The sequence below is a fragment of the Acinetobacter lwoffii genome (assembly GCF_024129715.1).
Classification (GTDB): Bacteria; Pseudomonadota; Gammaproteobacteria; order Pseudomonadales; family Moraxellaceae; genus Acinetobacter; species Acinetobacter lwoffii_U.
This window is the reverse complement of the sequence record NZ_JAMXXM010000013.1, coordinates 21,362-39,624: the sequence shown is the minus strand read 5'-3', so window position 1 is coordinate 39,624 and position 18,263 is coordinate 21,362. Positions and strand designations below refer to the sequence as shown.

16 protein-coding genes are annotated in these 18,263 nt (G+C 45.2%); 12 read left to right on the top strand and 4 right to left on the bottom strand.

Going from position 1 to position 18,263, the window contains the following annotated elements:
* Positions 1–3: 3 nt before the first annotated feature.
* Positions 4–903: a 4-hydroxy-tetrahydrodipicolinate synthase gene (gene dapA / locus NI462_RS09690; RefSeq protein ID WP_253160372.1), complete on the bottom strand. Its 900-nt coding sequence runs from the start codon at positions 901–903 to the stop codon at positions 4–6.
* A 724-nt stretch (positions 904–1,627) separates the two neighbouring features.
* Here dapA and mhpT point away from each other — a divergent pair.
* The 4 genes from mhpT (at position 1,628) to ppk1 (ending at position 7,086) form a co-directional block, all read left to right on the top strand.
* Positions 1,628–2,833 (top strand): 3-(3-hydroxy-phenyl)propionate transporter MhpT, encoded by a 1,206-nt coding sequence (mhpT, locus tag NI462_RS09685; protein ID WP_253160370.1) that lies wholly within the window; start codon positions 1,628–1,630, stop codon positions 2,831–2,833.
* A gap of 308 nt (positions 2,834–3,141) precedes the next feature.
* Complete coding sequence (gene pncA / locus NI462_RS09680) at positions 3,142–3,771, top strand: bifunctional nicotinamidase/pyrazinamidase (RefSeq protein WP_253160367.1); 630 nt, start codon at positions 3,142–3,144, stop codon at positions 3,769–3,771.
* A 125-nt stretch (positions 3,772–3,896) separates the two neighbouring features.
* Entirely contained in the window at positions 3,897–4,844 is a 948-nt protein-coding gene (locus tag NI462_RS09675; protein ID WP_253160363.1) for a bile acid:sodium symporter family protein, read from the top strand.
* 178 nt (positions 4,845–5,022) lie between these two features.
* Positions 5,023–7,086 (top strand): polyphosphate kinase 1, encoded by a 2,064-nt coding sequence (gene ppk1, locus NI462_RS09670; RefSeq protein ID WP_253160360.1) that lies wholly within the window; start codon positions 5,023–5,025, stop codon positions 7,084–7,086.
* A gap of 94 nt (positions 7,087–7,180) precedes the next feature.
* Here ppk1 and NI462_RS09665 read toward each other — a convergent pair whose 3' ends face one another.
* On the bottom strand, positions 7,181–8,434 hold the full coding sequence (locus tag NI462_RS09665; protein ID WP_253160357.1) for a hypothetical protein: 1,254 nt from the start codon (positions 8,432–8,434) through the stop codon (positions 7,181–7,183).
* A gap of 77 nt (positions 8,435–8,511) precedes the next feature.
* Between NI462_RS09665 and serB the strand changes: the two genes are divergently transcribed.
* The 3 genes from serB to NI462_RS09650 all read left to right on the top strand — a co-directional run bounded on the left by serB (position 8,512) and on the right by NI462_RS09650 (position 11,103).
* Positions 8,512–9,732 (top strand): phosphoserine phosphatase SerB, encoded by a 1,221-nt coding sequence (gene serB / locus NI462_RS09660; RefSeq protein ID WP_253160355.1) that lies wholly within the window; start codon positions 8,512–8,514, stop codon positions 9,730–9,732.
* A gap of 414 nt (positions 9,733–10,146) precedes the next feature.
* The gene (aciT, locus tag NI462_RS09655; protein ID WP_005094938.1) at positions 10,147–10,482 is read left to right on the top strand and encodes a ciprofloxacin tolerance protein AciT; all 336 of its coding nucleotides are present in this window, start codon (positions 10,147–10,149) and stop codon (positions 10,480–10,482) included.
* A gap of 141 nt (positions 10,483–10,623) precedes the next feature.
* Positions 10,624–11,103: an SCP2 sterol-binding domain-containing protein gene (locus tag NI462_RS09650; RefSeq protein ID WP_004281258.1), complete on the top strand. Its 480-nt coding sequence runs from the start codon at positions 10,624–10,626 to the stop codon at positions 11,101–11,103.
* 133 nt (positions 11,104–11,236) lie between these two features.
* On the opposite strand, the gene dtd is transcribed toward NI462_RS09650, so the two are convergent.
* On the bottom strand, positions 11,237–11,677 hold the full coding sequence (gene dtd / locus NI462_RS09645; protein WP_253160351.1) for a D-aminoacyl-tRNA deacylase: 441 nt from the start codon (positions 11,675–11,677) through the stop codon (positions 11,237–11,239).
* Positions 11,678–11,904: 227 nt separating this feature from the next.
* Here dtd and NI462_RS09640 point away from each other — a divergent pair, with 227 nt between their 5' ends.
* The 5 genes from NI462_RS09640 to asd all read left to right on the top strand — a co-directional run bounded on the left by NI462_RS09640 (position 11,905) and on the right by asd (position 17,340).
* Positions 11,905–13,419 (top strand): catalase, encoded by a 1,515-nt coding sequence (locus NI462_RS09640; RefSeq protein ID WP_253160348.1) that lies wholly within the window; start codon positions 11,905–11,907, stop codon positions 13,417–13,419.
* Positions 13,420–13,604: 185 nt separating this feature from the next.
* The gene (locus tag NI462_RS09635) at positions 13,605–14,135 is read left to right on the top strand and encodes an ankyrin repeat domain-containing protein (protein WP_253160345.1); all 531 of its coding nucleotides are present in this window, start codon (positions 13,605–13,607) and stop codon (positions 14,133–14,135) included.
* Positions 14,136–14,254: 119 nt separating this feature from the next.
* On the top strand, positions 14,255–15,460 hold the full coding sequence (gene pncB, locus NI462_RS09630; RefSeq protein ID WP_253160343.1) for a nicotinate phosphoribosyltransferase: 1,206 nt from the start codon (positions 14,255–14,257) through the stop codon (positions 15,458–15,460).
* 183 nt (positions 15,461–15,643) lie between these two features.
* Positions 15,644–16,492 carry a sulfurtransferase gene (locus NI462_RS09625; protein WP_253160341.1) on the top strand — a complete coding sequence of 283 codons (849 nt, stop codon included), beginning with the start codon at positions 15,644–15,646 and terminating at the stop codon, positions 16,490–16,492.
* Positions 16,489–17,340 carry an archaetidylserine decarboxylase gene (gene asd / locus NI462_RS09620; RefSeq protein WP_004729088.1) on the top strand — a complete coding sequence of 284 codons (852 nt, stop codon included), beginning with the start codon at positions 16,489–16,491 and terminating at the stop codon, positions 17,338–17,340. The genes NI462_RS09625 and asd overlap by 4 nt, the downstream gene beginning before the upstream one ends.
* A 187-nt stretch (positions 17,341–17,527) precedes the next feature.
* Here the strand turns inward: asd and NI462_RS09615 are convergent, their stop codons facing one another.
* Complete coding sequence (locus NI462_RS09615) at positions 17,528–18,145, bottom strand: SPOR domain-containing protein (RefSeq protein ID WP_005245641.1); 618 nt, start codon at positions 18,143–18,145, stop codon at positions 17,528–17,530.
* Between the last annotated feature and the right edge of the window lie 118 nt (positions 18,146–18,263).

Genomic DNA, 18,263 nt, shown 5'->3' with positions numbered 1-18,263 from the left:
CTTTTATTTAATAACGCCCGCTTCGACCAGTGCTTCATGAAGCGGAGCGCGATATTGTTCTGCAAGTGGTGTTAATGGAAGGCGAATACCTGTACCAATTAAGCCCATGTCATGGAGTGCCCATTTCACAGGAATTGGGTTCGATTCGCAAAATAAAATATTGTGTAAATTTGCAACCTGAGCATTTAGCTGTTCAGCTGTGGCTGCATCACCAGCAATCGCTGCTGCACACACTTCGCTCATGGCTTTCGGAGCCACGTTCGCCGTGACCGAAATATTACCTTTGGCGCCATGAGCGATCAGCTGATACGCAGTCGCATCATCACCTGAATAAACAATCATATCTTTACCGACAAGGCCTTGCAGTAGTTCAGCACCGCGCGGTACATCGCCAGTCGCATCCTTAATACCGATAATTTGTGGAATATCCGCCAGACGAATCACGGTTTCATTGGCCATATCCACACCGGTACGGCCTGGAACATTATAAAGAATCTGTGGCAGGTCAACCGCTTCAGCAATGGCTTTATAATGCTGGTATAAGCCTTCCTGAGTCGGTTTATTATAATACGGCGTCACCAGTAAAGCGGCATCTGCCCCTAGCTCTTTGGCTTCGCGGGTCAGTTCGATCGCTTCACGGGTCGAGTTCGCACCTGTGCCGGCAATAATAGGAATACGTTTGTTAGCCACACGAATGATTTCTTTGATCACCTGGGTGTGTTCACTCATGCTGAGAGTAGAGGCTTCGCCTGTCGTTCCAACGGCGACAATACTGTTGGTGCCCTCTGCAATATGCCATTCAACCAGCTTCTCGAGACCCTTCCAATCTACGCTGCCATCTTCAAACATAGGGGTGACGATTGCGACTATGGAACCTTGAATGGTCTGTGCTTGCTGAGTCATTTTAAAAAACTATCCTATTTGTCCATCCGAAAGGAATGAGAAAACATAAATTGGGATGGATTTGTATTTTGATTTATAGCAAATTCAATAGATTTGCATTGAATTGAATATTGCTTATGCAAATTATGACTGATCAAACGCATAAGAACAATATGCTTTAGTAAAAGCTACTGAATTCTTTATACAAAGCCTTTTGGAAACAATCAAGTAATAAATAAGATGATTTATAAAGCAAAATCCTGAGACCAAAGTTATGTCTCCAGTCTAGACAATGGAGGAGATTGCCCCAAATCCACCCAATAATGATAAGGCTTGTGCAAAAAGATCAGCTGAAAACTGCGATTTTTATGCCTTTTGATTTTGGATTAATAGTTATATTGGATAAATTGAGATCTCGTACATCTTGATCGCACTCTCGCACCAAAACAAATAAAGCCAAAAACGACTAAGACTAATCTTTTTTAAATATCAATAAATTGAGAATTTTTTTTCTTATCGGTTAATTTTTTAACTTGATGTATAAGCCTTAAAGTCTAAGTCTTGAACTTTATGGTGTTCTGATTAAGTGTTTTTGCGACTTTATCTGGTCTTATCCTATATTCATCTGCTTCTGCTCCTTTGGGAATATCCAAGCAAAACGTTCAACTTATTGATAGTTATTTCTGCAATCAGGCTCATAGATGATGGCTGTCTTTTGTAACGCTGATTGAACAAGGATAATCCAATGGAAAAATCAGACAATAAGCATGCTATCGTCACGGTCGCGATCTGTTTTCTGATTGCGGTGATTGAAGGCTTAGATATTCAGGCAGCCGGAATTGCTGCTGCAGGTATTCGTGAGCATTTTGGTCTCGATAGTTCCCAGTTGGGTGTGTTTTTTAGTGCAGGGATTCTGGGTTTATTACCGGGTGCACTGGTTGGTGGTCGATTTGCAGATCGCATTGGCCGTAAGAAAGTCTTGATCTGGTCGACAGCAATATTTGCTGTATTTACCTTATGTACGGTTTGGGTCAATAGCTTTAACAGCTTGCTGGCAGTGCGTTTCCTGGCCGGAGCAGGTCTGGGCGGCGCGATGCCGATTCTGATCACACTCGCCTCTGAAGCAGTCTCTCCACAAAATCGTGGTCGTGCAGTGGGCTTGATGTACTGCGGTATGCCAGTCGGTGCAGCGATTTTGTCTTTGATTGCTGCAACTGAATTTGGCGCCAACTGGAAGAATGTTTTCTATCTTGGTGGTCTGTTACCGATTTTTGCCATTCCACTGATGATGCTATTTTTGCCTGAATCGAAGGAATACCTGAAAGCACAGAACAAAACGGCTGCAGAACTTGCTGTTGCACCGCAGGGTTCATTCAAGGACCTGTTTAATTCGGACAACCTGTTGCGTACGCTGTGTATCTGGGTGAGCTACTTCTTTACCTTGATGGTGGTTTACATCATGTTGAGCTGGCTGCCATCATTGTTTATGGAACTTGGCTTCACACGTAAGGATGGTTCAACCGCACAGTTCTACTCCATGGTTACAGCGACGATTGGTACGATTATTTTGGGTATGCTGACCGACCGCTGGAAGAAAGCCTATGTGATCCTGTTGATGTACGGTGGTATTTCGGCAGGTCTACTGGCGCTGAATGGGGCAAGCTCGCTGAACCAGATGTATATGGCAGCCGCATTGGCCGGTGCCTTCGTGATTGGCTGTCAGGGCGTACTGTATGCCTTCGGTAGTATCGTGTATCCGACTGAAGTGCGTGGTACTGGTGTTGGTGTTGCGTCTGCAGTTGGCCGTATCGGTGCCATGCTGGGTCCAGTCATTGCCGGTCAGTTATTGACAGCAGGTTTTGGTGCTGCGGGAGTCATTAGCGCTGCGATCCCATGTATCATCATCTCTGCATTATGTATGCTGTTCCTGGTGAACCGCACTAAAGTGTAATGTTCCAAGATTTTAAAAAGCCTGCTTTTGCAGGCTTTTTTATTTTCAGAATTTAAGAATTAAATATACTGTTTTCTAATTAGAAAGGCTCATCACTTTATATCTTAAAACTTATTTTTTGTAGAGATCTAGCTTGATACAAGCCCGGAGCTCATCTCATATTTGTCAAAAACAATGAATCTATTGATTTGCTCATATGGGTATGCTGAGAATACACAGTCATGCCATTTTTAGCAGCAAGGCTAAAAATCCTCGAGTGTTTTGCGCTATGCTTGGGCATAAATCGAGATTTCAATGGATGAAAACAGATGCAGAATAATGTTGCTTTACTGGTCGTAGACGTACAAAGAGGATTTACTCCAGGAGGCAATCTGGCTGTAGCCAATGCTGACCAGATTATTCCAAATATCAATTTATTGGGTCAGCATTTTAAGCATATTATCCTGACTCAGGACTGGCATCCGGACAACCATATTTCTTTTGCAGACAACCATCCCGGCAAAGCCGCCTATGACAGCATTCAGCTGGATTATGGCACTCAGGTCTTATGGCCAAAGCATTGTGTACAAGGGACACGCGATGCCGAACTGCATCCGGATTTAAATTTACCGCAAGCACAACTCATCATTCGCAAGGGTTTTCATTCCCAGATCGACAGTTATTCGGCCTTTATGGAAGCCGACCAGAAAACCACAACGGGTCTTGCTGGCTATCTGCGTGAGCGTGGGATTGATACGGTCTATGTGGTCGGAATTGCCACGGACTTTTGTGTGGCCTGGACTGCAATCGATGCCTGTAAACTGGGTTTTAAAACCTATGTGATTGCCGATGCCACCAAGGGCATTGACCTGAATGGTTCCTTGCAACATGCCTGGCAGGATATGCTGTCGCATGGCGTGAAACGTATCTATGTGAAAGATATTGTTCAAGCAGCTTAACACTGGATAGGGATAGAACTTAATATCCCTTTGATCTTATTTATATTTGAATATAAAAATTCAGGCATCAACGGGTGCCTGTTTTATCTTGCTTTTTCTCCCTTAATATCACCTGGATGAAACCCATGTCAGCCTTGCTCCAGTTTAGCCAATTTGTCCAAAAAACCTTTGCTTTATGGGTGCTGCTTTTTTCTGGCATTGCCTTGATGATCCCTGAAATTTTTGTCTGGTTACGGGCTTATATTCCGTGGATGTTGGGCATCATCATGTTCGGCATGGGCATGACCATGACCGTCGGAGATTTTAAAAGTGTCTTGCAAAGTCCGAAGGCAGTAGCGATTGGCGTCGTCGCCCAGTTTATGGTGATGCCGGGTTTGGCCTTTTTGCTGTGCAAGCTGTTCCAGCTGCCACCAGAGATTGCCATCGGGGTAATCTTGGTGGGTTGCTGTCCGGGCGGAACTGCATCCAATGTGATTACCTATATGGCCAAGGGCAATACTGCCTTGTCGGTCGCCTGTACCTCGGTTTCTACGTTACTTGCGCCCATTTTAACTCCGGCCATTTTCTATGTGTTGGCCAGTCAGTGGATTGAGATCAATGCCTGGTCGATGCTGGTGTCGATCTTACAGGTGGTGTTATTCCCAATTATTCTGGGCTTAATCGTACGGGCGCTACTCAAGCAAAAAGTCACGGCCTATATTCAGGTCATGCCGTTGATTTCTGTGATTGCGATTGTGGCAATTGTCGCGGCGATTATTGCCGGCAGTAAAGCCCAGATTCTGGAGTCTGGGTTAATGATTTTAGGAATCGTGGCCTTACACAATGGTATGGGCTATTTACTGGGTTATTGGGCCAGTCGTATATTTCACTTGGCAGAAATAGACTGTCGTGCAGTATCCATTGAAGTCGGTATGCAGAATTCTGGTCTGGGTGTGGCTTTGGCGGCAACCCATTTTGCTGCATCTCCAATGACAGCTTTGCCAAGCGCCATTTTTAGCCTGTGGCATAATATTTCAGGGCCAGCTTTAGCCACTTATTGGGCTGCCAGACAAACTGAAAAAACAGACACCTAATTGCAGTTTGATGACAGCGCGCAACAAGCCAGAACATGATTTTTTATAATGTGAAAAAGTTAGAATATTAATTTATATGGATTTATCGAGCTTTGTAACATAAGTGTCATGAAGTCTGCCTAAGATCGCCCCTCAATGATGTGAAACAACAGACTGTAATCAGCAGCATTGAGAGGGCATGGAACAATTTCAGCATTCGTCAGCGACCTATTTTAATCGGGAACTTTCCTTATTTGAATTTCAGCGTCGTGTCTTGGCACAAGCACTCGATCCGAATTTACCGATTTTAGAGCGCTTAAACTTCCTGATTATTTTTTCCCGTAACCTGGATGAGTTCTTTGAAATCAGGATTGCCGGGCTGATGAAACAGCAAGACCTGAATGCGACTACTCGGACGCCTGATGCTGTACCCACCGAGCTGATTCTACAACAACTGTCCCAGTCCATTCATGCCACAGTGAACAAACAGTATGAGGTGCTGAATCATGCAATTCTGCCTGAACTTCAGGCGCAGGGTATTCAGTTTCTTCAATACCAGGATCTTCTGGAAAAACATAAAGCCTGGATTGCAGCCTTTTTTGCCAAAGAAGTGCAACCGGTACTGACCCCGATCAGTCTGGATCCTTCACATCCTTTTCCACGTTTGGTGAATAAAAGTCTGAACTTTATTATCAGCTTGGAAGGTAAAGATGCCTTTGGCCGTGAAATCGAGATGGCGATTGTGCCGGCACCACGTTCCTTACCCTGCCTGATTAAAATTCCGGAAGACGTCACCGGAAACAATACCACCCAGATTTTTCTGACTGCGATCATCCAGCAGCATATCAGTGATTTGTTCCCGGGCATGAAAGCGACCGGATGTTATGCTTTTCGGGTCACCCGCAACGCCGATCTGGTACTGTCAGAAGATGTTGATGATCTGGCAGTGGCTTTAAAAGACGAACTGTGTTCGCGCCGCTTTGGTCGTGCAGTACGTCTGGAAATTGAAAATGACTCTCCACAGAATATCATCGACTATTTGCTAGATGAATTTGATTTGACGGAACAGGAACTGTACCGGATTGATGGACCGATCAATTTGTCCCGTCTGAGTACCAGCTTTGAGCGTCCGGAATTAAAGTATCCGCATTTTAGTCCGGTCATTCCGAAAATTTTCCGTAAACAGAAAAGTATTTTTGAAATTTTAAAGGCGCAGGACGTGCTGCTGCATCATCCTTTTGATTCATTCCAGCCAGTGATTACTTTGCTGCGCGAAGCGGCCAAGGATCCAGCGGTGCTGGCGATCAAGCAGACGCTGTACCGCAGTGGTCCGGATTCGGAAATTGTTCAGGTACTGGCAGAAGCCGCACGGAATGGCAAGGAAGTCACGGCCGTGATTGAACTGCGGGCGCGTTTCGATGAAGAATCCAATATTATGGTGGCCAATATCCTGCAAGAAGCAGGTGCAGTAGTGGTCTATGGCATCGTGGGTTATAAAACCCATGCCAAAATGATTCTGATCGTCCGGCGTGAAAATCAGGAATTACTGCGTTATGCGCATTTGGGTACCGGAAACTATCATGCCGGTAATGCCCGCATGTACACCGATTACGGCCTGATGACCACACAGCCGGATATCTGTGAGGATGTGCACCGCATGTTCCAGGAACTGACCGGTATGGGGAAAATGGCCAAACTGAAAGCTCTGCTACATGCGCCGTTTACCCTGCATAGCGAACTGTTGAAACTGATTGAACAGGAAAAGACATTTGCCCTGGCTGGCAAAGCCGCGCAGATCATCATCAAGGTGAATGCGCTTACCGAACCGCAATTAATTGCTGCCCTGTATCAGGCTTCGCAGGCCGGGGTAAAAATTGACCTTATTGTGCGTTCAATCTGCTGTCTGATTCCACAAGTTACCGGTATGTCGGAAAATATTCGGGTACGTTCAATCGTAGGACGTTTCCTGGAACATACCCGGGTCTATTATTTTGAGCATGGCGGCGCCAAGAAACTGTATTGTGCCAGTGCCGACTGGATGGGGCGCAACCTGTTTTCCAGGGTTGAAACCTGTTTCCCGGTGCTGGATCCAGAGCTGAAAAAACGGATTTATAAAGATGGCCTGATCAGTTATTTAAAAGATTGTCAAAATGCATGGGAGTTAGATGCCGATGGTCAGTGGCATAAAGTCCCTTGTCAGTATCCGGCCCAGCCTTATAATGCCCAGCAATATCTGCTGGAACAAAAACAGTTAAAAATTTAAAGGGTAGGCCAAGATACGCTGGCGTATTTGTTTTGTACCCATCAAAAAGCCAGATATTGAATCCGGCTTTTTTAATTGCAACATTCAAGGATATTTATGAGGCTTTGGACTGTTTGGATTTTAGAATTTCAGTTCTAAAAGTCTGTGCCAGCTCGGCGCTTTCAGCATCCATGCCATTCACCACAAAAGCATGACGGGTCAGGACATTGGTTGGATTCGGCATGCTGACCAGCTGGAAGTGATCACTCACATCTTTCAGCAAGGTGTTCGGTACATGTAAGGCACTTTCTTTCGCGACCAGATGCTGAGTCAGACGCTTCGCGGCCTGTACCGAGCTGAGCTGCATCTCCTCGACTTTAGCGGCAATCGCGCTGCGGGTTTGTAGCACAAAACGTTTTTCTTCACGATAACGTTTATACAGCACTTCCGAAAGCAGCTGGAACACGGCACTGATCATGGTCAGGCAGGCCAGGGCATTCGGTTTGTCTGCCGCGATACTGATGGTGGCACCTTTTTCATCAAATTTATGTATTGTACAAATATCAGAACTATTCAACTTATAGCGTTGCACACAGAGTTCAGTGGCTTTATTCAGAAAAATCTGACAGAGATTGAAATAAGGCACCGAAACGGTTTTATTCACGCTATCCAGTAACTGTTTTGGATCGTAGAACTGGATGTTTAAGCTCAGGCTATCGCTCTCCAGTGCCGCCGGCTTATGTTCTTTTTCTTTGGCTTTGTTTTTCACTGCCTGTTGGGCTTGGGCAATCGCCAGTGCCGCATTATGCTTTTCCTGCTCTAATGCCTGCGTCAGGGTCTGAATCTCGAATTTCAGCCGCGATTCATTATTGATGCGCGCCAGATATTCGGTGCGGCTTGGACGTGCCACGGCACGATAAGCGACCCAGAGCAGACCATGAATGATGAACGAGAACAGAATCGCCAGCCATTGTGTCCTTAAAATTTCACCAATGCTTGGTTCAATCAGGGTGATTTCAATCACACCGACTTTTTTCTCGTTTTGCAGCGCATCACGGACAAAAACTTCACCCTCGCGGGTTTTGGTCAGTCCGCCAGTGGCTAAAACCTGAGCTTTCGCATCCAGAATCCGGATGGAAGCGACACTTGGATTGGTGGCATAACGATTTGCCAGCAACGCCAGAGAAACGCGGTTGGGCGGTTCAAGCTCAGACAGGCTGTCTGTCACCAGTTGACTGGTGATCAGCTGTCCCTGATTGGCACGGTTTTCATTCAGTTGGTGAGTGGTTGCCAATACCAGTAAAAAGGTATGCAGAGCAAAACTTACAATCAATAGGCTAGCAAATAGCCCTTGTCTAGGCGCATTCAACGTAAACTTCCAAGGCAATTCTGTTCAATTTCGATTATGATTCTAACAATAGTTGTAGCTCAGACCCGAGTCAATTCATGCGAGAAATCATTCTTATATCATTCTTAGGACCTGACCAGCCTAATCAATTTACACGATTAATGCAGGTTTTGTCCGCCCATTCCCTACAGATTTTAGATGTAGGGCAAGCGGTTATTCATAATCAGTTAACCTTAGGTATTGTTGTAGCCTCTGAAGACCAGACAGCGACAGCATTAGCCATGAAGGAGATCCTGATTCTAGCACATGATATCGGGTTAACTGTGCGCTTTAAACCGATCTCTGCGACTGAATATGATCAGTGGGTCAAAGAGGGTGGACGCACACGTTATATCGTAACGGCATTGGCCCCTGAATTAAATGCCTCTCATCTGCAAGCCGTGACCCAGATTGTGTCAGGCCAGGGTTTTAATATTGAAACCGTGACCCGTCTGTCTGGTCGCCCCGTTTTAGATGGCCAGAGCAGCGGGCCAAAACGTGCCTGTGTCCAGTTCGGTTTAAGCGGACAGATGCTAGATGCAGCTGCCATGCGCGCGGCCTGCCTCAGCCTGTCGAATGAACTGAATGTCGATGTCGCGGTACAAGAAGACAATGCCTATCGCCGTAACCGCCGTCTGGTTTGCTTCGATATGGACTCAACCCTGATCGAACAGGAAGTTATTGACGAACTGGCGATTGAAGCCGGTGTTGGTGAACAGGTCGCAGAAATTACCGAACGTGCTATGCAAGGCGAGCTGGATTTCCAGCAAAGCTTCCGTGCGCGTGTGGCTTTATTAAAAGGCATGGACGCATCGGTGCTGCCGAAGATTGCCGAGCGCCTGACCATTACCGAAGGGGCGGAACGCCTGATTTCGACTTTAAAAGCATTGGGTTACCGTACTGCAATTCTTTCTGGTGGTTTTCAGTATTTTGCGGAATATCTGCAAACTAAACTGGATATTGATGAAGTGCATGCCAATGCGCTCGATGTGCAGGATGGCGTGGTCACTGGTAAAGTCAAAGGCCATATCGTCGATGGCGCACGCAAAGCACTCTTGCTCGGTGAAATCGCCCAGGAGATGGGAATTTCCCTGGAACAAACCATTGCAGTCGGTGATGGCGCCAATGACTTGCCAATGCTCTCGATTGCAGGACTCGGTGTGGCTTTCCGTGCCAAGCCGCTAGTACGCCAAAATGCCAATCAGGCGATTTCTAGCGTCGGTCTGGACGGTGTGCTTTATCTGCTCGGTGTACATGATAAAGACCTGAACCGTGCATAAATACAGGCTTTGATTGATTTTAAACGCGACCTCCGGGTCGCGTTTTTTATTGCTTATGATCTGAGTGATATAAGGAATAGCTGAAATGTGGCTACAAAAACATCGATCATCTTAAACGGAAAAATAATTTTTTCACTTAAAAAAACGACTGATAATCTTGTAATGACACGCCAACATTGGCGCAGTCATTGATCCGCAAAAATGTGAAAAGCAAAAAATGTAATGACAATATAATATCGCGACAAAGTATGTCGTTAGGCTGGATGACAGGACTTTTTTTATGCAAAAAACTCAGCATAATGCAGGCATAGAGATACAAATCAACAGATTTCATTTTATTGATTTAACGAAATTCAATAGATAGAAGCGTTGCAATATCAAGCGGGAACTATCTATCTGGATGGAGGGGGTTATATGGTAACAGCGCATTTAGCAACGATTGTGGGCTTCAGTTTAGTCGCTGTAGCTGTGCTTGCTGTGTTCTTCTCGCCTTATCGTCGCTGGTTAAGCTTTATGGCGGCCGGGATGCTGGTATGGGGCCTGATCGAGGTGATTCGTGTAGGAACTCAAACTTGGTTTGAGCTACCAATGACGTATAGTTATCTGAGCGCGTTAACTGCGGTCATGATGGTGGTGACTGGCCTGTTGTTGCGTGAAGATCGTCGTGCTGAGCGTGCTTTGGCAAAACGCCGTTGCATCGAACATACGCCAGTGTATGAAGATGACCAGCAGCAGCTTTCAAGCCGTTAATTCTACAATTTGCAATGAAAAAAATGCACCCATGTGTGCATTTTTCAATTTGGAAATATGATACAAACTGCATAATCCACTTAGCCCAGAACTATGCTAGGATATTTGTCAATTTTCGTACAATTAGAATAGGCATCCTCCATGAAACTGTCGTCCATTCCTGTGTTAAAACTTCCTCTGGTTGACCTCAGTACTGATCCACTTGATTTGCTGGTCGCAGGTCTTGCGTTACGTATGAAGCAGTTAGCACGTACTAGCCCGAAATTTATTGAATTGGTACATGAACGTCAGTTTCGTATCCAAATCGGAACAGATGAGGGAATGGCACGTCAGATCGTTGTGAATAATGGTCATATCGATACTGTTTCAGGTGATGCAGAAAAAGCTGATTTTGTACTGCAATTTGCTGACAGTGAACAGGGTGTAAAAACATTGCTTAAAGGTGATCCAACTGCATTCATGACTGGTATGCAAAGTGGCACGATTAAAATGGAAGGCGATTTTGGTCTGCTGGTCTGGTTTAACCAGGTCGCGAAAATGATTCCGCCTAAACTGCCAAAACCGGTCAAAGAAAAAGTGAAAATGGCACGTCAGTTTATTAAAGAGAAAACTGGTAAATAAGTTAAAAATCTTTCATCCAACCTTTTCTTTCTCCCTTTGGGAGAAACACAAAGAGGGGGGTGAAAGGATGAAAGATTTTTAAAAAAAAAAAGCCCTCATTAGAGGGCTTTTTTCATTCTAGAACAATGACAGTTTATTCAACTTCCAGATTAAACGTTACCGGTCCATCATTGACCAGATGTACTTTCATGTCAGCGGCAAAAATACCGGTTTGCACATTTTCAAACTGGCTTTGGGCATATTTTACCAGCTGCTCATATAAGGCTTTCGCTTCAGCCGGCGGCATGGCTGGGCCAAAGTCTGGACGTAAACCCTTCTGGGTCTGTGCCATCAAGGTAAATTGTGAAACCAGCAATAAACCACCGCCGGCTTGGGCAACATTCCAACCCATTTTCCCTTGTTCATCATCAAAGAAACGGTATTTCAATATCTTATCAATCAGCTTTTTGCCTTTTTCCAGATTGTCATCTTTACCTAAACCTAGAAAAACCAGAATTCCTTTTTCAATTTCCCCGGTGGTTTCACCCTCGACCACGACTTTAGCTTCTAAAACTCTTTGTAATAAGGCACGCATTTTACATATGGACTGATAACGATAGATGGAGGTGATTGTAGCAAGAATAAAATCTGGAGCAGTATGAGATGCCGTTTTTATGAGCTTTAAATATCTGAAAATCAATTGATTAATTTTTATAAATTCATTAAAGCGATTGAATTAATAAAAATAATCTGTTTTATCTATTTATTGTGTTGGCGTATCTTAGCCCATGCAGGAAAGGTAATAAATTGAGAGATTTAGAAATGTTTAAGCGTTCATTACTGGTTGCAATGCTTGCAACTGTCACAGCTGCACAAGCTGCTCCTTTAACGAAAGACAATGGCGCACCAGTCGGTGATAACCAGAACTCGATCACTGCGGGTCCAAATGGTTCAGTACTCCTTCAGGACGTTCAACTGGTACAAAAATTACAACGTTTTGGTCGTGAGCGTATTCCTGAGCGTGTGGTTCACGCACGTGGTACAGGGGCTTATGGTGAATTCGTTACTACGAAAGATCTGTCTGATTTAACAATTGCTTCTTTATTCAAGGCCGGTACCAAAACTCCAGTTTTTGTGCGTATGTCTACCGTAATTCATGGTAAAGGTTCACCAGAGACTTTACGTGACCCGCACGGTTTCGCAGTGAAGTTCTATACCCAGGAAGGTAACTGGGACTTGGTTGGTAACCAGACGCCAGTCTTCTTTATCCGTGATGCGATCAAATTCCCGGATTTCATCCATGCGATGAAACCAAGCCCGGTCACCAATGTACAAGATGCCAACCGTGTATTTGACTTCCTGTCTAGCCAGCCTTGGGCAACCAACATGCTGACTTATGTTTATGGCAAGCAAGGTGTCCCAACCAGCTACCGCGAACAGGACGGTTTCGGTGTACATGCCTACAAACTGTATAACGACAAAGGCGAATACAAGTACGTGAAATTCAACTTCCGCTCTAAACAGGGTGTGAAGGGCTTGAACGTCAAAGAAGCGGCTGAACAGCAAGGTAAAGATTTCAACCACTTGACCAATGATCTGTATAACAACATCTATGCAGGTAATTTCCCGAAATGGGATCTGTATATCCAGGTGATTGATCCTAAAGATCTAAACAGCTTTGATTTTGATCCGTTAGATCCAACCAAAATCTGGCCAACTGAGCTGGTTCCAGAAACCAAAGTCGGTACTTTGACGCTGAACCGTATGCCGAAGAACTTCTTCAACGAGACTGAACAGTCGGCATTCGCGCCAGGTAACCTGGTACCAGGTATCGAGCCATCAGAAGACCGTCTGTTACAAGGCCGTATCTTCTCTTATTCAGATACCCAAATGTACCGTTTAGGCGCGAATCACCAGCAAATTCCGGTGAACCGTCCAGTGGTAAATGTGAACAACAATAATCAGGATGGCTACATGAATATCTCTGAGCGTGACTCGGATGTGAACTATGAGCCAAGCCGTAAAGAGCCAAAAGCTGCAACTGAAAAAGCACGTGCGGTACAAACACCATTATCTGGTCATGTACAGCAAATTGGTGTGAAAGAGCAGAACTTCAAGCAGGCAGGTGAGCTGTACCGTTCATACACGGCTAAAGAGAAAGATGACCTGATCATGAACCTTGCTGCTGACTTAGGTGCAGTGAAAGATTCAGAAACCAAGCACATCATGTTGTCTTACTTCTACAAGGCAGATGCTGACTACGGTACCCGCATGACCAAGGCAGTGAACGGTAACCTGGCGACTGTTAAAGCCAAAGCTGCAAAATTAAAAGACTAATCCCGATTGGTCTTGAGGAACTGGTGACTAGGGCATAGCGCATCACCTCCAAAAAGTCCTGTAATACTCCAAACCTTTCCTGCACCCTAGGGGGAGTTTTACAGGCACTCCGTTTTTCATCTCAACTCAGGACAATTCAGTCTTTCAAGACTTAAATTCCCCTTCGATTTCTGCTGGAGTTCATCATGAAAGTTATGTCATCTGTGTTTTTAGCCAGTATTCTCACGATAGGTTCCGCATTCGCAAACGTGACTGTCGCGAAGGAGATCTCCCCCGCTAAAAGCGTGGACAATGTTCAGATGAACTCACAACAGGAATTGGTCGACCTATTCTTTGCTGCTGCCAAAATTGGCAATAGCGAAGTCATTCATGAATTTTTGAAACATGGCTTTCCGGTCGATGTCCGCAATAAAGACGGTTATACACCACTGATGATGGCGACTTATTATGGCCATCAGGATATTGTCAGTAGTTTGCTTAAGCATGGGGCAGACCGCTGCGCTCGAGACAATCGAGGCAATACGTCCTTGATGGGGGCTTTATTCAAGATGGAATTTGCGATTGCCAAGCAGTTGCGTCAGGTGGATTGTGATGCCCAGGTGCAAAAAACCGGACAAAAGACCACAGCCGAATTTGCCAAGGTGATTGGTCAGGAAAAACAGTTGCAGAAATTGATTCAGGAACAGGAAAAAGCTCAGGTCAAATCACAGAAATAAAGCGGGTTATGCTTCTGATACTTTTGTCGCAAATACAGCCAGCTGTACGTAAATCCTGCATTATTGCACGACTTTTTATGCTTTAATGCAGAGATAAGCACAGCGATATTCCCTTAGTTATGGCTCCAATTATCCATTCTCTGTTAGATACTGACTTGTACAAATTCACCATGTTACAAGTGGTCTTACACAAGTTTCCGCAAACGCATAGTGTCTACCATTTCCGTTGTCGTAATCTGGAAGATACAGTCTATCCACTGACGGATATTCTGGATGATCTCAATCATCAACTGGACCTGCTGTGTCAGCTCAAATTCAAAGAAGATGAACTGCAATATTTAAGAAGTTTACGTTTTATCAAAAGCGATTTTGTGGATTATCTGGAACTGTTCCAGCTCAAGCGCCGTTTCATCAAGGCCAGTATCGACAGTCAAGGCCGTCTGGATATTGTGGTGGAAGGCCCGATGGTTCAGGCGATGATGTTCGAGATCTTCGTACTGGCGATTGTCAATGAACTGTATTTCAGCCGCATTCGCACGCCTGAAGTGTTGGCAGAAGGCGAGCGCCGTTTAAAAGCCAAAATCGAGCTGTTAAAACAGTATGATGCTGCGCAAAACCCCAATGATCCCCCATTCTTGGTGTCAGATTTTGGTACGCGTCGCCGTTACAGTTTCGATTGGCAAAAGCATGTCGTCGAAGAATTTCACAAAGCCGCACCGCATGTGTTTCGTGGTACCAGTAATGTACTGTTAGCCAAAGAGTTGGGCATTACCCCGATTGGTACCATGGCGCATGAATTCCTGCAAGCTTTTCAGGCGCTGGACGTACGTCTGCGTAATTTCCAGAAATCTGCACTGGAAAGCTGGGTGCAGGAATATCGTGGTGACCTGGGCATTGCCTTGACCGATGTGGTGGGCATGGATGCGTTCCTGCGCGACTTTGACCTGTACTTTGCCAAGTTGTTTGATGGCCTGCGTCATGACAGTGGCGATCCCTATGAATGGGGTGACAAAGCCTATGCACATTATAAAAAGCTGAAAATTGACAGCAAAACCAAGATGCTGACTTTTAGTGATGGCCTGAATCTGGAAAAAGCCTGGAAACTGCATCAATATTTTAAAGACCGTTTTCAGGTCAGTTTCGGGATTGGTACCAACCTGACCAATGATATGGGGCAAACCCCACTCAATATTGTGCTGAAACTGGTGGAATGTAACCGTCAGTCAGTGGCCAAAATCTCGGACAGCCCGGGCAAAACCATGACTGATAATGATACTTTCCTGGCCTATTTACGTCAGGTGTTTGAGATCAATGACCCTGCCTAAGTCAGTTTGAACAATTCATAATTTTTAAGAACCGTTTCTATACAGAGACGGTTTTTTATGCAAGATTATTTAAGATCAGGGTTTAGCTAAAATCTTGCTAATCATCTGCAAAGAAAGCGCATCAGTGTAAAAACCAGCTGTGCTAAGATCAACAGGATTTGACCAATAATAGCCATGATAACGATGACCGCTGCAGCTTTTAATTTTGGCCTGCTGATTGAGGCAGAAGATTTAGTTCCCTATTTGGGCCATGAAAAACTTCGTATTGTCGACCTGAGCCGTGCTTCTGTGTATGAGCAGCTGCATATTCCGCATGCCTTGCATTTAAAGCCTAAACTTCTGGTACGTCAGGAAGAAACGGCAATGGGACTGTTGCCGGACGCGGAAGGCTTGCAGACTCTCATTGATTATCTGAATATTTCTCCTGAACATCATGTGGTGGCTTATGATGATGAGGGCGGGGCATGGGCAGGGCGTTTGCTCTGGAACCTGCATTGTCTGGGCTTTGAAAATACCAGCTTATTGAATGGCGGGATTCATGCCTGGCTCGGTGCTAGCTTACCGACTTCTTCCAGTCAGGAGCAGTTTGTGCCAGTGCAGGATATATTGCAGGTCAATCTTGACCATCAAGCGAATTTTCAGATTGGCTATGATGAACTGCGCCAACAGGTTGAAAATCAACAGGTTCAAATTTGGGATTGCCGTACACAAGATGAATATACTGGCCTACGTTTAGCGGCTCGACGCGGCGGTCACATTCCGGGAGCACGTCATTTTGAATGGAGTACTGCCCTTAATCGTGAAAATCATTTAAAATTACAGCCTTTACCACGTACTCAGCAGCGTCTGGAACAACTGGGCTTTGATTTGAATCAACCCGTTGTGGTGTACTGCCAGTCCCATCACCGCTCAGGTTTGGCCTATATTCTGGGTCGTTTACTGGGCTGGAAAATTCGAGCCTATGATGGTGCGTGGAGTGAATGGGGCAACCGCCTCGATAGTCCAATCGCTACAGGGGAGCTGCCATCTTGAGCATCACATCACGTTTAAAACAACAGTTTTTTATTAAAGCTCAACGATTAGTACCGCAACATCGCTTGTCTCGGGTGGTGGGTAAAATTGCCGCCAGCGAAAACCCGATTATCAAAACTGCTGCAATTACTGCCTTTAAGGCGCAGTATGGCATTGATATGTCGATTGCTGAACAGGCCAATGCCCTGAAATTCAAGTCATTTAATGAATTTTTTACCCGCGCCCTAAAAGAAGGTATCCGTGCGGTTGATCCAGATGCTACGAGCATTGTTTCGCCTGCAGATGGTGCGATTTCCCAGCTGGGTAAAATTGAAAATGGCGATGTGTTTCAGGCCAAAGGCCAGAAATTTACCGTTGAAGCCCTGATTGCTGATCCGCAACTGGCTGAGCCATTCAAAAATGGTGAATTCGCGACCGTATATTTGTCGCCACGTGATTATCATCGGGTGCATATGCCATTTGCCGGAACATTAACTGAAACGCTATATGTTCCAGGCGAGCTGTTCTCGGTAAACCAGGTGACCGCAGAAAACATTCCAGGCCTGTTTGCACGCAACGAACGTATGGTCTGCCTGTTTGATACTGAAATCGGCCGTATGGCGGTGGTATTGGTCGGCGCGATGATTGTGGCGGGTATTGAAACCGTGGCAACTGGCAAAGTGAAGCCTTCAGGACGAATCGAACTCAATCAGCATGATCTGTTCCTGGAAAAAGGGGCGGAGCTGGGGCGTTTCTACCTCGGTTCAACTGCAGTGATTTTATTTGAAGAAAATAAAATGCAGTGGGATGCCGCATTCAAGGCCAATTCTTTGGTGAATATGGGTGAAGCGCTGGGGCATACAGTTTAAAGATTTTAGCCTCCCTTTATTAAAGGGAGGTTGGAGGAATTAAATATTTTCTCGTTTAGAATAAATAAAAATCCCCCTCAGTCCCCCTTTAAAAAAGGGGGATTTCCTCTCCTATTAAGGACACGGTTAGAGAGAGATCCAAATAAAAAAAAAGCACCCTCAGGCGCTTTTTTTTATTTCTAGAAATTTATCGTTTCACGACGATGGAATCGATCCCGCTATTCTGCAAGGTTTGCTGTGCGATAATCGCGGCTTCTGCAGAATCATAAGGGCCTGAAACCACGCGATACCAGACTTTGCCATTTTCTACACTGCGTACCACATCGGCAGATAAACCATTGAGAATAATTTCAGCACGGCGGGCATCGGCCTGATCCGGGTCATCAAAGCTGCGGACTTGCAGAATATAACTGGCCGGAGCGGCAACAGGCGCTTCGCTGGCTTCTAAGCCAGGCTCAGTTGTGGTCGCCTCAGGTGTAGCCACTTCAGGTCGAGGTGCTTCTACAATCACTACCGTATCCTGATTTTTGTTTTCAGGGACGGCCTGTTCAGGAATTGGCGTCACTTGTTGCTGTGGCAAGAGATCATAAAAACGGTAATCTTTATTGGTATCTTCTTCTTGGACAGATTCAGCACTTGTTTGAGTTTTCGGTTTAACTGGTTCCCATGGCTTCCAGAGCATCAGTGCCATTAAAAAACTTAACACGATTAAAATGATCACGAGTGTGCCGAGCCAGGTTGGAATAAGTGGCTTTTTAGGCTTATTCGGTCTTTCAGATACACCGCGCTGCGTTTTTCCAAACACTTGGGATTTTCCTCTTATTAATCGGGACATATAGAAAAGGCATAACAGCAGTTATGCCCCTACTATCACTTCATCCTATGTGATCAGGATACAAAAGTCATCCTCTAGATCACAAATC

Bases quoted from the DNA above. Each gene is read 5' to 3' on its own strand.
- dtd (WP_253160351.1), bottom strand. From the start codon at position 11,677: ATGCGTGCCTTATTACAAAGAGTTTTAGAAGCTAAAGTCGTGGTCGAG.
- pncB (WP_253160343.1), top strand. From the start codon at position 14,255: ATGGCTCCAATTATCCATTCTCTGTTAGATACTGACTTGTACAAATTC.
- dapA (WP_253160372.1), bottom strand. From the start codon at position 903: ATGACTCAGCAAGCACAGACCATTCAAGGTTCCATAGTCGCAATCGTC.
- NI462_RS09635 (WP_253160345.1), top strand. From the start codon at position 13,605: ATGAAAGTTATGTCATCTGTGTTTTTAGCCAGTATTCTCACGATAGGT.
- mhpT (WP_253160370.1), top strand. From the start codon at position 1,628: ATGGAAAAATCAGACAATAAGCATGCTATCGTCACGGTCGCGATCTGT.
- NI462_RS09640 (WP_253160348.1), top strand. From the start codon at position 11,905: ATGTTTAAGCGTTCATTACTGGTTGCAATGCTTGCAACTGTCACAGCT.
- pncA (WP_253160367.1), top strand. From the start codon at position 3,142: ATGCAGAATAATGTTGCTTTACTGGTCGTAGACGTACAAAGAGGATTT.
- NI462_RS09650 (WP_004281258.1), top strand. From the start codon at position 10,624: ATGAAACTGTCGTCCATTCCTGTGTTAAAACTTCCTCTGGTTGACCTC.
- serB (WP_253160355.1), top strand. From the start codon at position 8,512: ATGCGAGAAATCATTCTTATATCATTCTTAGGACCTGACCAGCCTAAT.
- NI462_RS09625 (WP_253160341.1), top strand. From the start codon at position 15,644: ATGACCGCTGCAGCTTTTAATTTTGGCCTGCTGATTGAGGCAGAAGAT.
- NI462_RS09675 (WP_253160363.1), top strand. From the start codon at position 3,897: ATGTCAGCCTTGCTCCAGTTTAGCCAATTTGTCCAAAAAACCTTTGCT.
- aciT (WP_005094938.1), top strand. From the start codon at position 10,147: ATGGTAACAGCGCATTTAGCAACGATTGTGGGCTTCAGTTTAGTCGCT.
- ppk1 (WP_253160360.1), top strand. From the start codon at position 5,023: ATGGAACAATTTCAGCATTCGTCAGCGACCTATTTTAATCGGGAACTT.